Origin of the sequence: Leifsonia sp. 21MFCrub1.1, from assembly GCF_900107895.1 — a bacterium.
GTDB classification, from domain to species: Bacteria; Actinomycetota; Actinomycetes; order Actinomycetales; family Microbacteriaceae; genus Leifsonia; species Leifsonia soli.
This window is the reverse complement of record NZ_LT629867.1, coordinates 1,072,567-1,087,542: the sequence shown is the minus strand read 5'-3', so window position 1 is coordinate 1,087,542 and position 14,976 is coordinate 1,072,567. Positions and strand designations below refer to the sequence as shown.

Below are 14,976 nucleotides of genomic sequence, written 5' to 3'. Positions count from 1 at the left end.
GGCTAAGATCGGCGGGTGCAGTCAGCGCCCCCGCCCCTCCGCGTCGCCGTGCTCGGCCCGGTGCTGGTGGAGGACCGCGCGGGCGCGCTGGCCGAGCCCGCCGGCGTTCTCGGCAAGAGCCTGATCGTCGCGCTGACCCTGGCGCGCGGCATCGCGACCGTCCCCTCCCTCGTGGAGGACCTGTGGGATGACGCCCCGCCCCGCCAGGAACGCGCGGCCCTCCAGACCCTCGTCTCGCGCGTGCGCACCGCCAGCGCCGACGGCCTGCTCGATTCGACTCCCAGCGGGTACACGCTCGCCGTCGCTCCCGAGCAGACCGACCTCGGGCTGGCCCGCCGGTGCCTCGACCGCGCCGCCGCCGCGCTGCGGGCAGGCGACACCGCCTCCGCGATCGCCGAGGCATCGCAGGCTCTCGCGCTGTGGCGCGGCGAGCCGGGCGCCGAACTCGGCGGCACACCGCTGGCCGACGCGCTGCAGCGCACCGCGAGCACCCTCCGCGACGACCTGCTGCTCGTGCGCGCCCGCGCACACCGGTCCGGCGGCGACCCCGCCTCCGCCCTGGACGACCTGCGGCCCCTGCTCGAGAGCCGCCCGCTCGACGAGACCCTCCGCCGGGAGCAGCTGCGCGCGCTGGCCGACGCCGGCCGGCGCAGCGAGGCCCTGCTGGCCTTCGCCGAGCTGAAGGAGGCGCTGCTCGACCGGCTCGGAACGCGCCCGGGCCCGGATCTGGTCGCACTCAACGCCGAGCTGCTCGCGGCCGACGAGGAGGAGCGGCCCAGCGCACCCCGCCGGGTGCGCATCGGGCTCCGCACGGCACCGAACGCGCTCGTCGGCCGCGAGTACGACCTGCAGGCGGTCGAAGACCTGATCGCCACCTCCCGGCTGACCACGATCCTCGGCGCCGGCGGCCTGGGCAAGACGCGGCTCGCGCAGGAGGTCGGGACACGCGCCGTCCACACGCCGGCCGTCATCGTCGTCGAGCTGGCGAGCGTCCGCTCCGGCGAGGACGTCGAACTCGCCTTCGCGTCGACCCTCGGCATCCGCGAGGCCCGTGCGACGCGGGCGGCGGACCCGGGCTCGCAGCTCGACCTGCGCTCGCGCATCCTCGGCCTCCTCTCCGAGCGCGAGACCCTGCTCATCGTCGACAACTGCGAGCACATCGTGGATGCGGCGGCCGCCTACGTGCAGGACATCCTCGACTCGACCACCACCGTCCGGGTGCTCGCGACCAGCCGCGCGCCGCTCGCGATCGGCGCGGAGCGTGTGTACCCGCTCGACTCGCTGAAGAGCACCGACGGAGACACGGCACGCGCATCGGGTGCTGCGGTCGCCTCCGCCTCGCCTCCCGCTCTCGACGCGTACGGCCCGGCCGTCGCCCTGTTCGTCGAGCGCGCCCGGGCCGCGCGCCCGGGAGCCGTGCTGCCCCTCGACGTCGTCGCCCGGCTCTGCGACCGCCTCGACGGCCTCCCGCTCGCCATCGAGCTCGCCGCCGCGCGCACCCGCTCGCTGTCGGTGGACGAGATCGAGCGCCGGCTCGGCAACCGCTTCGCCCTGCTCACCGGCGGCGAGCGCACCGCACCGGAACGGCACCGCACCCTGTTCGCGGTGATCGAGTGGAGCTGGAACCTGCTCGGCACGTCCGAGCAGGCGCTGCTGCGGCGGCTGTCCCGCTTCCCCGACGGGTTCAGCGCCGAGGCCGCGGAGGCCGTCGCCGGCGCCGGTGCCGTGACCGTGCTGGACGACCTGGACGCTCTCGTCGCGCAGTCCCTGGTGACCGTGACCGAGGACCGCAGCACGGGGCTCCTCCGCTACCGCATGCTCGAGACCGTCCGCGAGTTCGGCGACCACGAGCTGGTGAGCGCGCGCGACGAGGACGCGGTGCTGGCCGGGATGGACGCCTGGGCCACGTCGTTCAGCCGCGAGACGCTGTCGCAGATGCACGGACCGCAGCAGGTGGCCACGTTCCAGCGGGTGACCGCGGAGCAGGACAACCTGGTCGCCGTCCTCCGTTCCGCCATCGAGGGCGAGCGGCGCGAGACGGCCGCCGTGCTGTTCGCCACGCTCGCCTACTACTGGTCGCTGCGCAGCGCGCACTCCGAGGTCCTCGCCTTCGGGCCCGCGATCATGGACCTGCTGAAGGACGGGGAGCCCGCCGGCGAGCTCCGCGAGGCGGTCGCCGCGTGCTACACGATCCTGGGCGGCACCTTCCTGTTCGTGGACCTCCGCACCTCCGCCCGCGCGATCTCGCGGTTGCGCCGCCTGCGTCGGCGCGAGCCGTTCGCCGACTCCCGGCTGGATGCGCTCGCCGCGCTCGTCCTGCACGCGGGCCGAGCGGACACCGGGATCGAGCTGCTCCGCGCGTATGCGGCCTCCACCGACCCGGAGCGCGCGGCCATCGGCAGCCTGCTGCTCGCGCAGCTGCACGAGAACTCCGGCGAGCTGGATGAGGCTCTCGCCACGGCAACGCAGGCGTGGGAGGCCGCCCAGGCGGCGGGGGACGCCTGGTCGCTGGCGTCCGCCGCCCAGGCCATCGCCCAGTGCCACAGCCAGCTCGCGCATCCCTCGGAGGCACTGGAGTGGGCGCAGCGCGCCTACGACCACATGGCGCAGCTGCAGGCGGACGGCGACCTGCGCCAGCTCGACTGGCTGATCGCGATGAACGCGATCTCGAGCGGCGACACGGCTCGCGGGCGCACGCTGCTTGAGCGGTATCTCGCCGCGGAGGTCGACCGGACCGGGTTCGACTACGCCGACTATTACGCGATCGGCTACGCCGGCATGGCCGAGATCGCCCTGGCCGACGGCGACCCGGCGGAAGGCTTACGGCTCTACGACCAGGCGCTCGCGGCCTTCGGCGGGGCGCCGACCGCGGGTGAGCGCCTGCTGAACCCATGGACGATCGTGCTCGCCGCAGCCGCGCTCGTCGTGCGACTGCGGCTGCTCACCACGGACCCGACCGTGGTCGACCGGGACGAGACGGACGCTGCGGCCGCCGCCCTGCGCAGGCGCATCCTGGTGACGGCCCGGCTCAACCCGCCCTCGCTCGACCGGCCCGTCACCGGGTCCGGTCTGTCCGGCTTCGCGGTGTGGATGCTCGACCCCCGCACGGCGGAGCGTCACAGCGCGACGGACGGCGCCGCGACGGACGGCGCCGCGACGGACGGCGGCGCACCCGGCGGGAACTGGGTCGACACCGGTCTCACCCTGTTCGCGCTCGCCGGACGGGCCAACGGGCGCCAGGACGTCGCGAGCCTGCACCGGGATGCGCTGGAGGCGCAGATCGCCGGCACCTGGGGCCGGGACCGGCTGGAGGCCGCATCCGCTGCCGTGGCGTCCGTGCCGCCGGCCGAGGCGGTCGTCCGCGGCCTCGCTGTGCTCGCCGACGTGCGCCCCTGACCCGGCCGCGCCCCTCCATCCGGCACCGAGGGGTCGCAACACGCCGTTATGCGCCCGGCATAACGGCGTGTTGCGACCCCTCGCACCTCGCGCTAGCAACTTTGGTTGACAAGGGGGATTAAGCAACTATAGTTGCTTGCATGACTCCGAAAGCACCGTTCCCGGACCCCGTCGGAGGCGTCGCCGACGGATTGGCCGCGGTGGTCGCCCTCCGCGAGCTCGCCGACCGCCTCGAGGACGCCGAGGTCGAGCGCGCGCTCCGCGACGGCTGGAGCTGGACCCAGATCGCCGACGCCCTCGGCATCACGCGGCAGGCGGTCCACAAGAAGCACCTGCGCCGTGTCGCCGCGGCCGGCGTCGACCTGAGGAGACGCAATGTCTGAGACCTCCCACCCCGCCGCAGACCTGCCCGGGCAGCCCGTATCGCGCGCACTGCGCCCCATCGTGATCCGCGCGGTCGCCGAGGCGCAGCAGCGGAACGCGCCGCTCGTCGAGGCCGAGCACCTGCTGCTCGCGCTGTCCGCAGACGGAGGGCCGGCCGTGCGCACCGCCCTCGCCGAGGCGGGCCTCGGCCCGGACGGCCTCGCCGCCGCCCTCGCGGCCGAACGCGCCGCCAGCCTGCACGTCGTCGGCGTCACACCCCCGGACGAGGACCGGCTCGCCGCCGCGCCCCGCGTCACCCGCCCCCGCTGGGGTGCGTCGGCGAAGGAGGCGCTCGTGCGGGCGCACCGGGCCACGGTCGCGAACCGCCGGCAACGGGCCGCAGAGGTCGACCTCCTCGCCGCCCTGTTCGGGCTGGAACTCGGCACCGTCCCGCGCACGCTGACCCTCGCCGGGGTGGATCGGAACGCCGTCGTCGCCCGCGCCCTGCGCGCCGCCTGACACCCGCTCACACGCTCTTACATCCCCTCGCCCGCGCTGTAAGCGGCACGTGAGGGCGATGTAAGCGCGCCGGCGCAGCATCGGAGCATCACCATTCCCACCAGGAAAGGAACACCATGACTCGCAGCTCGGAGTGGGCCGTCGAAGCCCACGGGCTCGTCAAGGTCTTCGGCGACAACCGCGCGGTCGACGGCGTCGACCTCACCGTTCGCGCCGGCGCCGTCTACGGCGTGCTCGGCCCGAACGGGGCCGGCAAGACCACCACGATCTCCATGCTCGCCACCCTGCTGAAGCCGGACGCGGGCGAGGCCTTCATCTTCGGCCACGACATCCGCCGGGAGCAGCAGGTCGTCCGCCAGCTGATCGGCGTCACCGCGCAGTTCGCCTCCGTCGACGAGACCCTGTCGGCCAACGAGAACCTCATCATCTTCTCCCGCCTGCTCGGGCTCAGCGGCCGCGAGGCCAAGCGGAAGACCGCCGAGCTGCTCGAGGAGTTCGGGCTGACGGAGGCGGCGAAGCGCCCGCTGAAGAAGTTCTCCGGCGGCATGCGCCGGCGCCTCGACCTGGCTGCCAGCCTGATCGCCCAGCCGCCGCTGATCTTCCTCGACGAGCCCACCACGGGCCTCGACCCGCGCACCCGGGCACAGATGTGGGACACCATCCGCCGCCTGGTCTCCACCGGATCCACCGTGCTGCTCACCACGCAGTACCTGGACGAGGCCGACCAGCTGGCCGACCGCATCGCGGTCATCGACCGCGGCCGTGTCGTCGCCGAGGGCACCGCCGACGAGCTCAAGGCGTCGGTCGGAGAGTCGTCGCTGCAGCTGCGCATCAGCGACCCGGCCGACATCGAGGACGCCCGCCGCGCCATCCAGACGGTGCTCGGGGTGGATGCGGTGGTCTCGCCGGAGGGCTCGCGCCTCACCGCCCCCATGCGCAACGCGGATGCGGTCACCGACCTGTTCGTGACCTTCCGCGAGGCGGGCATCCACCTGTCGGAGATGTCCGTGCAGAAGCCGACGCTCGACGAGGTGTTCCTCACCCTCACCGGCCACGGCGTCGAAGACGAGAAGACGGACGAGGCGTCCGCCGACGAAGGAGAGAAGGTCTCCGCATGACCGCCCTGACCACCATCACCGCTCCCTCGGAGCGGAACCTGAAGAACCACGTGAGCGTGCGCCAGACGCTCGCGAACACCGTCACCATGGCGCACCGCGGCCTGCTCAAGATCAAGCGGACGCCGGAGCAGCTGATGGATGTGACGCTCCAGCCGATCATCTTCACGCTGATGTTCGCGTACCTGTTCGGCGGCGCGATCGCCGGCGACGTGCAGGCGTACCTGCCGCAGCTGATCCCCGGCATCCTCGTGCAGACGGTGATCACCACGTCGGTCGTGACCGGCGTCCAGCTGCGGGAGGACATGGACAAGGGCGTGTTCGACCGCTTCAAATCGCTGCCGATCGCGCGCATCGCACCGCTCTCGGGAGCACTCCTCGCCGACACCCTGCGGTACACGATCGCGACGACGATCACCTTCGTCGTCGGCTTCCTGATGGGCTATCGCCCGGCGGGCGGCCTCGGCTACGTGATCCTGGCGGGCCTGCTCGTCATCGTCTGCTCCTGGGCGATCAGCTGGATCTTCGCCTTCTTCGGCGTCATCGCGCGCACGGCCGGCTCGGTGCAGGGCATCTCGTTCCTGGTGCTGTTCCCGCTGACGTTCTTCTCGAACGCCTTCGTGCCCGTGAACACGCTGCCCGCGTGGCTGCAGTGGTTCGTGAACATCAACCCCGTCTCGCACCTGGTGACCGCGGTCCGCGACCTGGCCAACAGCGGCACGTTCGGCGCCGACGGCTGGATCGCCCTCGCCGGCGCCGCGGTGATCGTCGCGGTGTTCGCCCCGCTGACGGTCCGCGCCTACATGCGGAAGGCCTGAGCGCCGCCCTCCCCTGACGGCGGCCGTCGCATCCTGCGGAGGGATGCGGCGGCCGCTTTCGCCGTCCCCGCCGCTCCCGATGCCTTCGATTTGCGCCAAATCGCGGTTCTGCACGACCCAGAACCGCGATTTGGCGCACATCGTGTGCCCACTGGGTCGCGCACGATCCGTGCGCGGATGCGCGCAGGGACGCCGGAAAGCGGCGCGCCGGGCGACATACACTGGAGAAGTGACAGCGTACGTCTCGGCCTTCGACCTGTTCTCGATCGGCATCGGCCCCTCGAGTTCGCACACCGTCGGACCCCTCCGAGCGGCCGCCGCGTTCGCGTCCCGCCTCTCCGACGAGGGGATGCTCGACCGCGTCGACCAGGTCACCTGCGCCCTCTACGGGTCGCTCGGCTCCACCGGCATCGGCCACGGAACGCCGGACGCCGTCATCGCCGGACTCCGCGGCCTGCAGCCCGAGACCTGCCGCCCCGAAGACGTACGCGGCGCCTGGGCCGACCTCGCCCCCGGCGCGACGCTGCTGCTCGCCGGCCGCCGCAGCATCCCGCTGTCGAAGGACGACATCGCCTTCGAGCCGCGCACCCGCCTGCCCGGCCACCCCAACGCGCTGACCCTCCGCGCCTGGGGCCGCGACGTGAACGGCGAGCGGTCACCGCTCCCCCTGCTCGAGGAGACGTACTACTCGATCGGCGGCGGCTTCATCCGGCGGGACGGCGAGGAGGCCGACCTCGCCGCGCGCAAGGCGCACCCGCTCCCCTACGACACCGCCCAGGAGCTGATCGCGATCTGCGACCGGGAGTCCATCCCGATCTGCGAGGTCGCTCGGCGCAACGAGATCGCCCTGCACGGGGAGGACGCCACGCGCGAGCGCCTCGACCTGATCTGGGAGGCCATGGCCGAGTGCGTCGCCCGCGGCCTCTCCGGCGACGGGACGCTGCCGGGCGGTCTCGGCGTCTGGCGCCGTGCCGCGAAGATGCGGCAGCACCTGGAGTCCGTGCAGGACGACCCGGGCCGCGCGACCGCCCTCGAGTGGCTGCACGCCTTCGCGCTCGCGGTCAACGAGGAGAACGCGTCCGGCGGCCGGGTGGTCACCGCGCCGACCAACGGTGCCGCCGGCATCGTCCCCGCCGTCGCCCACTACTATCTGCGGTTCGTGCCCGGCGCCTCCATCGAAGGCATCCGGCAGTACCTCCTGACCGCGACGGCGATCGGCTCGCTGTTCAAGGCCAACGCCTCCATCTCGGGTGCGGAGGGCGGCTGTCAGGCCGAAGTCGGATCGGCGTGCGCGATGGCGGCCGGAGCCCTCTGCGCCGTGCTCGGCGGAACCCCGCGTCAGGTCGAGAACGCGGCGGAGATCGCGATGGAGCACCACCTCGGACTCACGTGCGACCCGGTCGGCGGCCTGGTCCAGATCCCGTGCATCGAGCGCAACGCGATCGCCTCGTCCACGGCCGTGTCGGCCGCGCGCCTCGCCCTCCACGGCGACGGCTCGCACCTGGTGTCCCTCGACATGGTGATCGAGACCATGCGCCAGACCGGGCTCGACATGTCGACCAAGTACAAGGAGACCAGCGAGGGCGGTCTGGCAGTCAACGTCATCGAGTGCTGAGGGTGCGGCGCGCCGGGCCACAGACTCGGAGCCGACTCGAAGGCTCACGCCATACGCTGCGATCATGACCGTGATGGACATCCCCTTCCACACCATCGACGGCGAGCAGACCTCCCTTTCGGCATTCGCCGGGAAGGTCATCCTCGTCGTCAACGTCGCCTCCCGCTGCGGGCTCGCCCCGCAGTACGAGAAGCTGGAGAAGCTGCAGGAGACCTATGGCGACCGCGGGTTCACCGTCGTCGGGTTCCCCAGCAACCAGTTCCTGCAGGAGCTGAGCTCGACCGACGCCATCAAGGAGTACTGCTCCACCACATGGGGCGTCACGTTCCCGATGATGGAGAAGGTGCGGCTGAACGGGCGCAACGCCCACCCGCTCTACCAGGAGCTGACGAAGTCGCCGGATGCCGACGGCAAGGCCGGGCGGGTGAAGTGGAACTTCGAGAAGTTCGTGATCACACCCGACGGCGCCGTGCACCGCTTCCGCCCGCAGACGGAGCCGGACGCCCCGGAGATCCTCGGGCTGATCGAGGAATCGCTGCCCGCCGCAGCCTGAGCAGGCTCGCGACCTGACGCGGTCACGCCCGGCGGAACCAGCGGCCCCCCACGCGCTCGGTGAGCCGCCACGGGCCGGTCTCGGCGACCGCGCCGAGGCCGGCGACGGTGTGCTCGGCGACGCGGAGGGCGGACTGCGCGGAGTCCTCGGTGAACCGGACGGTGATGCGCGCCTCACCGGCCACCACATCCACACTCGACGCCTCCACGACGGCGAGTTCGCGAGCGGCATCCGCCGCCGTCGGCTCCACACTGCGCGGGTCGACACCCGGTCGGAGACGGCCGACGGCGACGATCACGCGGAAGGAGGGCACCCGGTGAGCCTACGCGCGTCGCAGAGGCGGAATCGATCGAGCGGGCGTACCCTGACTCGATCAGAAGCACGGTCGGGGGATCGGAAGGGGTGCACTGGTGCACGAGGCACGGATGGATGAGCGGGCAGCGGCCGACGAGCCGGTGACCGCCGAGCTGCGGCTGGTGACGGACGACGACGTCCTCACGGCCGAGGAGCGCGACGAACTGGCCGCCCTGCTGCACGAACGGCGACGCGGCGACCTCGCCGAGGCGCAGCGCATGGCGGAGTCCTTGGGCGTGCTGCTCGCCTCGCGGTCGGAGTCGACCGCCGACGACGAGCACGACCCGGAGGGCCCGACGCTGTCGTCGGAGTGGAGCCGTCTGCAGGCCCAGCGGTCGGACGCGGCCCGCGACATCGCCGCGGTGGATGCGGCGCTCGAGCGGATGCGGACGGGCACCTACGGCATCTGCGTCCGCTGCGGGGAGCCGATCGGAGTGGACCGCTTGCGGGCCCGGCCGACCGCCGAACTCTGCATCCGGTGCGCGGTGGCCGTCGAGAGCTGACCGAGCCGGCGCCTCTCGCCGACCGCTCGGGACGGCCGGCGGGTCGACGCGAGCCGACCGGGCCGGCGCGGTCGACCGGGTCGACGCGGCCGACCGGTCGGGGCACGCTCAGGGCAGCGGCCTCGACGCCAGGTAGACCGCCTCGGTGCGGCTGGACGCGCCCGTCTTGCGCAGAATGCTCGACACGTGCACGCTCGCCGTCTTGGCGCTGATGTAGAGACGCTCGCCGATCTGCTTGTTGCTGAGGCCCTGCTCGATGAGCGCCAGCACCTGCTCCTCGCGCTCGGTCAGGGGCTGGCCGTGCGCCGTCGCGACGGCGGCGGGGCGACCGGCCGGGTGCTCGGCGAGCGCATCGGCGACCTGGACGAGCAGCGGGATGCCGCCGGAGACGGCCGCCTGCCGCCCCTCGGCGACGAGCACGTCGGCTCGCGAGCGCTCTCCCGCGGCCAGGGCGACACGCGCTCCGCGCAGCAGCGCGTACGGCCGCAGGTGCACGGGCGCGACGGCGTCGCCCGCGGCTGCGATGGCGGACTCCCAGGCTGCGAGAGCGTCGGCGTACCGCTCGGCGCGATCCGCGGTGTCCGAGACGGCCGCCCGGGCCGTCGCGAGCTCGGCCTCCACGAGCGGGGCCCACGCCAGCGCGGTCGGCCAGGCACGCAGCCCGTCGAGGGTGGCCTCCAGTCGCGCAGCCTCGGCCAGAACGTCGAGCGCGCCGTCGAGCGCACCGTCAGGCGCGCCGTCGCCACCGACCGCATCGTCACCCCGGACCCCACCGGCTCCGCCTCCGCGCACGGCCAGCTCGGCGAGCGCGCGCGACGCGGACGCCAGCACCGGGAGGTCGTACCCCGGCAGCGAGCGGAACGGCAGGGACCCGACCCCGCGCGCCTCCGCCCAGGCGCGGTCGTAGTCGCCGAGCGCGATCGCCACCTCGGCGGAGACCCGCGCCAGCGACAGGCGCGTCTGCTGCTCCAGCTCGGCCAGCGCGCGCAGAGGCGTGCGCAGCCGCCGGAGCAGCGCCTCCGCCCGCTGCGGCTCGCCGTGCCACACCCAGAGACGCGCCCGCTGCAGTTGCGCGGTCACCCCCGTGCGGTCGTCGAATCCGAGCGCGATGCGCAGCATCTCCTCCGCCCGGTCGTACTGCCCGAGCGCGATCAGGGGTTCCGCCGTGTTCGCCGCGAGCCACACCCCGGAGGTCCGCTCGACCCCGCGTTCGCGCGCCTGGGCGACCCCGGACTCGGCCAGGCGCACCGCCTCGGCGTACTGCCCCACCGAGTTCAGGGCGTCCGATGCGTTGACCGCGTACCGCAGCGTCGCCCCGGCATCCCCGACCGCGAGGCGCCCGGCGATCTCGAACTCGGCGAACCCCTCCTCGATGCGCCCGGACTCGATGAGCGACGCCGCGAGGATGTTGTGGGCGACGGAGCGCATCGCGGGCGCCGCCGACTCGGCCTCGGCGATCGCGGCGCGGGCGGTCTCGATCGCGATGTCGAACAGGCCGGCGAGCATGCGCTGCGCGGCGAGCTCGGTGAGCAGGTGCGGCCGCAACGGGTCGCCCGGCGACACCGCCTCGGGCGGGACCAGGGAGAGCGCTTCCTCCAAGAGCTCGGCACTGCCGGGACGGTTGAGGTTCGCGAGGTACTGCCCCTTGTCGCGCAGCAGCCGCGCGCGGCGCGACGGCGGCAGGTCGTCGGCCTCCGCCAGCGCGGACTCGACCAGCGCGAGCGCGCGCTCGTTGTTCCCGGCGTTCCGGAGTGCGGACGCGGTGCGGGCGATCACCGAGGCGCGGTCGCGCCCGCTCAGGGTCTCCGCGTCCGGGATGCGGTCCCACAGCTCCAGCACGCGGTCGCCCATGGCCGCCGTGGTCGCGTACGCATAGGAGCGCTTGGCCTCCTCCATCGCCTCCAGCGAGGCGAGGAACGCGCGGCGCACGTCGTGGGCGGCGAGCCAGTGCGACGACAGCTGCACGGCCGATCGCTGCGGGCTCTGCTCCAGCGCCTCGGCGTAGCGGGCGTGGAACCGCGTGCGCTCCCCCGGCAGCAGGTCGGCGTGGATAGCCTCGCGGACGAGCGCGTGACGGAACGAGTACTCGGTGGAGTCGGCGGAGAGGAGGTTCGCGACGACGGCCTCGCGTGCTCCCGCATCCAGCTCGTCCGGTGTGCCCTCGAACACCGCAGCGAGGAGCTCGTGCGTGACGCACACACCGCCCGCCGCCAGCACCCGCAGCAGCCGCTGCGCCGGGTCGCTCAACCGCTCGAACCGGGCGAGCACCAGCTCGCGGAGGGTCGCCGGGAGGTCGTCGCCGGACCGCAGCCCGTCGATGCACACGAGCTCTTCGACGAAGAAGGGAACACCCTCGCTCAGCTCGGTCACGCGGGCGAGCGACGGATCGTCCGGCACGCGCCCCAGGAGCTCGGCCACCAGCTCCGCGACCTGCTCGGGGCGCAGCCGGGACAGCTCCCAGCGGGTGACGCGGCGGGTGCGTTCCAGCTCGGGCAGCCACGACCGCAGAACATGGCCCCGCGGCACCTCGTCACTGCGATAGGTGAGAACGACGAGGAGGCGGCCGCCCTCGGCCATCCGCACGATGAAGCGGAGCAGCTCGAGCGTCGAGCGGTCGGCCCACTGCACGTCTTCGATCGCCAGGATGACCGGGCGGTCGCCCGAGATCTTCTCCAGCAGCACCGTCACGAGCTCGTAGAGCCGCTCTGCGCCCGTGCGCGGGGGCACGGCTGACTCGTCGGCGAGCTCCGGAAGCAGGGCCGACAGCACTCCGGCCCCCGAACCGGTCGCGTCGAGCACGCGATCGAGACCGACCGTCTGGATGAGGCGCCGCAGCACTCCGGCGAACGGCGCGTAGGGTGCGGCGTCGTCGCCCAGGTCGACGCAGCGGCCGAGCAGCACGGTGGCCGTCGCCTCCTGCCCGGCCAGGAACTCCTCCAGCAGCCGGGACTTGCCGATGCCGGCCTCGCCGCCGATCACCACGGCCTGCGGCTCACCCGACTCGGCGTCGCGAAGAGCGTCGCGCAGCGCCACCAGATCGGACTCCCGTCCGATCAACGTGGGGCTCGACGCCGGTGCTCGCATGACATCATCGTGCCACCCGCCACCGACATCCGTGGCCTCCGCGAATGCGGGTCTGCGGACGGCAGACAGCCGCCCGCCGCCGCCCTCAGCGGGCGACGTCGGCCAGCTCCCTGCGCTCCCCGACCCGGGCTTCCGCGACCGGCTCGACGGCGGCCGGCACAGCAGCGGCCGGCGCACCGGCAGCCGCCACGACGGCGACGGCGTCCGATCCCGCGGCCCGTCGCTCCCGGCGCTCCGACCGCAGCCACCGCCCCCGCTCGTCGGCGCGCCGCACCTGCTCGCGCCGCTGCTCCTCGCGCACCGTCTCGCCGGCCCGCACCCGGAAGTCCACGAACTCTTCGATCATCATGATCCGATCCCCTCGTCCTCGTTGACCTCAGCCTTCTCGCTAAGGCACCCCGCCGACATCGGGAAGATGCCCTATTCGCGAGCCCGGGCGGCCGCATAAGGGGCTTCACTCCACCGGCCTGTGGGGGCAGCATGGCCACCATGGCGACGATCAACGAGCTCCAACCTCCGTACAAGGTCGGCTACTTCGTGGGCAGTCTGTCCACGGAGTCCGTCAACCGCACGCTCTCCCGGGCGCTGCTCCGGCTCGCTCCCTCCGATCTCGTGTTCACCGAGATCCCCATCGGCGAGCTCCCGCTCTACAACCGGGACTTCGACGGCGACTTCCCGCCGGTCGCCCGCGCGTACAAGGCGCTGATCGCGGAGCAGGATGCGCTGCTCTTCGTCACGCCCGAGTACAACCGGTCGATCCCGGGGGCGCTGAAGAACGCCATCGACTGGGCCAGCCGCCCCTACGGCGAGAACGTGATCGCGCGCAAGGCCACGGCCGTCATCGGCGCGTCGCCCGGGCAGATCGGCACGGCCGTCGCCCAGCAGCAGCTGCGCAGCGTCCTCAGCTTCCTCCAGGCGCCGCAGATGAACGCGCCGGAGGCCTACATCTGGATGCGGCCCGGCCTGATCGAGGCGGACGGCACGGTCACCGACCCCGGGACGGAGGAGTTCCTCCGCGGGTTCATGAACGCGTTCTTCGAGTACATCGAGCGCGTGCTGACGGTGGTGCCGAGCGCATCGTGAGACTGCGCGACGAGGGCGGCGACCGCAGCGTCGAGCTGCGACCGGTCGCCGACGACTCGGCGACCGACCGCATCGTCGTCGACGCCGTGGTCGAGGACGGCGTGCGGCGCTGGACGCTGGCCGACACCTGCCTGACCGACGACGAGGCGCGCGACCTCGCGGCGTGGCTCGCCGGGATCGCCGACGACGCGACGGCGGCGGCCGACGAGTGGACGGCGCTCACGTTCTCCTCCCCCGTCATCACGCTGAGCGGCCACCGCATCCCCGGCGGGACGGTGGAGTTGCGGATCGCGGTGCTGCGCATGGTCGCGGCCGGCGGCGGGACGGCGGACGTCGTCGTCGGGCTCCGAGCGCCGCAGGCGGCGGTCGTCGCCGCCGCCCGCGACCTTCTCGCCGAGGTGGACGCCCTTCCGTCGTAGCGGCCACCCCGCCCCATCTCGCCGCGCCGGGCTCGCGATTCGTCACGAATGGTCGCCATTCGTGACGAATTGCGCCCATTCGTGACGAATCGCGGAGGGGCAAGCACCCGGAAGGGCTAGCGGCCGCCCTCCCGCTTGCGGTGACGCTGCTGGATCGCCTGCTCGCCGTACGGGTAGATGTCGGCGCGCGGTGCGCTCGCCTCGTCGAGACGGGCCCGCTGCTCCCCGGTCAGCTCCAGGTCGGCGGCGCCGAGGTTGTCCTCGAGCTGCTCGACGGTGCGGGCGCCGAGGATGACGGACGTGACCGCCGGGCGGTCGCTCAGCCACGCCAGCGACACCTGCGAGGCGGAGGCTCCGGTCTCCAGGGCCACCGCATCCACCGCGTCGATGATCTCCCACGTGCGCGGGTCGGCGTTGCGCGCCTCCCACGCCTCCATGCCGCGCGTCGGGTTCTCGCCGAGCCGGGTCGCGCCCGTCGGCGGCTCGTCGCGACGGTACTTGCCGCTGAGCCAGCCGCCCGCGAGCGGCGACCACGGCAGCAGGCCGACGCTCGCATCCAGCGCCGCCGGCACGACCTCGTGCTCGATGCCGCGCACGATCAGGCTGTACTGCGGCTGCAGCGTCACGGGCGGCGCCCATCCGTTCGCGCGCGCGACCTGCACCGCCTTGGTGAGCTGCCAGCCCAGGTAGTTCGAGAAGCCGTAGTACGAGATCTTGCCGGAGGTGACCGCGTCGTCGAGGAACCGCAGGGTCTCCTCGATCGGCGTCAGCGCATCCCACGCGTGCATCTGGTACAGGTCGATGTGGTCGACGCCCAGCCGGCGCAGGGAGGCGTCGAGCGCCGTGCGGAGATGGGTGCGCGAGAGGCCGAGGTCGTTGGGGCCGCCGCCCATCGGGAACCGGCCCTTCGTCGCGATCACCACGCCGTCGCGGCTGCCCGGGTTGCGGGAGAGCCACCGGCCGATGATCGACTCGGAGGCGCCGCTCGTGTAGACGTCCGCGGTGTCGATGAAATTGCCGCCCGCGTCGAGGTAGCGCTCTAGAATGGCGTGCGACGTCTGCTCGTCCGCCTCCGCTCCGAAGGTCATGGTGCCGAGGGCGAACTCCGACACGATCGTTCCGCTGTTTCCGAGGTTGCGTAGATCCATAGCGCG

At 73.0% G+C, this 14,976-nt stretch carries 14 protein-coding genes; 10 read left to right on the top strand and 4 right to left on the bottom strand.

Annotated elements, in window-relative coordinates; translation table 11 throughout:
• Positions 1-15 precede the first annotated feature (15 nt).
• From BLW09_RS05160 to BLW09_RS05130, 7 genes are all read left to right on the top strand, one after another.
• Complete coding sequence (locus tag BLW09_RS05160) at positions 16-3,396, top strand: ATP-binding protein (protein WP_089909324.1); 3,381 nt, start codon at positions 16-18, stop codon at positions 3,394-3,396.
• A 140-nt stretch (positions 3,397-3,536) separates the two neighbouring features.
• Positions 3,537-3,779 carry a helix-turn-helix domain-containing protein gene (locus BLW09_RS05155; RefSeq protein ID WP_089909321.1) on the top strand — a complete coding sequence of 81 codons (243 nt, stop codon included), beginning with the start codon at positions 3,537-3,539 and terminating at the stop codon, positions 3,777-3,779.
• Positions 3,772-4,278, top strand: a complete 507-nt coding sequence (locus tag BLW09_RS05150; RefSeq protein ID WP_089909317.1) for a Clp protease N-terminal domain-containing protein — start codon at positions 3,772-3,774, stop codon at positions 4,276-4,278. The genes BLW09_RS05155 and BLW09_RS05150 overlap by 8 nt, the downstream gene beginning before the upstream one ends.
• Positions 4,279-4,394: 116 nt before the next feature.
• On the top strand, positions 4,395-5,396 hold the full coding sequence (locus tag BLW09_RS05145; RefSeq protein WP_089909314.1) for an ATP-binding cassette domain-containing protein: 1,002 nt from the start codon (positions 4,395-4,397) through the stop codon (positions 5,394-5,396).
• Entirely contained in the window at positions 5,393-6,211 is an 819-nt protein-coding gene (locus tag BLW09_RS05140) for an ABC transporter permease (protein WP_089909311.1), read from the top strand. Before BLW09_RS05145 ends, BLW09_RS05140 begins: the two co-directional genes overlap by 4 nt.
• 229 nt (positions 6,212-6,440) lie before the next feature.
• The gene (locus tag BLW09_RS05135) at positions 6,441-7,826 is read left to right on the top strand and encodes an L-serine ammonia-lyase (protein ID WP_089909308.1); all 1,386 of its coding nucleotides are present in this window, start codon (positions 6,441-6,443) and stop codon (positions 7,824-7,826) included.
• A 64-nt stretch (positions 7,827-7,890) separates the two neighbouring features.
• Positions 7,891-8,379, top strand: a complete 489-nt coding sequence (locus BLW09_RS05130; protein WP_089909304.1) for a glutathione peroxidase — start codon at positions 7,891-7,893, stop codon at positions 8,377-8,379.
• Between the two features lie 22 nt (positions 8,380-8,401).
• Here the strand turns inward: BLW09_RS05130 and BLW09_RS05125 are convergent, their stop codons facing one another.
• Positions 8,402-8,692, bottom strand: a complete 291-nt coding sequence (locus BLW09_RS05125) for a hypothetical protein (RefSeq protein WP_089909301.1) — start codon at positions 8,690-8,692, stop codon at positions 8,402-8,404.
• A 97-nt stretch (positions 8,693-8,789) separates the two neighbouring features.
• Between BLW09_RS05125 and BLW09_RS05120 the strand changes: the two genes are divergently transcribed.
• On the top strand, positions 8,790-9,236 hold the full coding sequence (locus BLW09_RS05120) for a TraR/DksA family transcriptional regulator (protein ID WP_231947077.1): 447 nt from the start codon (positions 8,790-8,792) through the stop codon (positions 9,234-9,236).
• Positions 9,237-9,344: 108 nt separating this feature from the next.
• On the opposite strand, the gene BLW09_RS05115 is transcribed toward BLW09_RS05120, so the two are convergent.
• Together BLW09_RS05115 and BLW09_RS05110 are read right to left on the bottom strand one after the other, a co-directional pair.
• Positions 9,345-12,320, bottom strand: a complete 2,976-nt coding sequence (locus BLW09_RS05115; protein ID WP_089909295.1) for a helix-turn-helix transcriptional regulator — start codon at positions 12,318-12,320, stop codon at positions 9,345-9,347.
• Positions 12,321-12,405: 85 nt separating this feature from the next.
• On the bottom strand, positions 12,406-12,669 hold the full coding sequence (locus tag BLW09_RS05110; protein ID WP_089909292.1) for a hypothetical protein: 264 nt from the start codon (positions 12,667-12,669) through the stop codon (positions 12,406-12,408).
• 131 nt (positions 12,670-12,800) lie between these two features.
• Here BLW09_RS05110 and BLW09_RS05105 point away from each other — a divergent pair, with 131 nt between their 5' ends.
• Positions 12,801-13,403: an NADPH-dependent FMN reductase gene (locus tag BLW09_RS05105; RefSeq protein WP_089909289.1), complete on the top strand. Its 603-nt coding sequence runs from the start codon at positions 12,801-12,803 to the stop codon at positions 13,401-13,403.
• Complete coding sequence (locus BLW09_RS05100) at positions 13,400-13,822, top strand: WapI family immunity protein (RefSeq protein ID WP_089909286.1); 423 nt, start codon at positions 13,400-13,402, stop codon at positions 13,820-13,822. The genes BLW09_RS05105 and BLW09_RS05100 overlap by 4 nt, the downstream gene beginning before the upstream one ends.
• 116 nt (positions 13,823-13,938) lie before the next feature.
• Here the strand turns inward: BLW09_RS05100 and BLW09_RS05095 are convergent, their stop codons facing one another.
• Positions 13,939-14,970 (bottom strand): aldo/keto reductase, encoded by a 1,032-nt coding sequence (locus BLW09_RS05095; RefSeq protein WP_089909282.1) that lies wholly within the window; start codon positions 14,968-14,970, stop codon positions 13,939-13,941.
• Between the last annotated feature and the right edge of the window lie 6 nt (positions 14,971-14,976).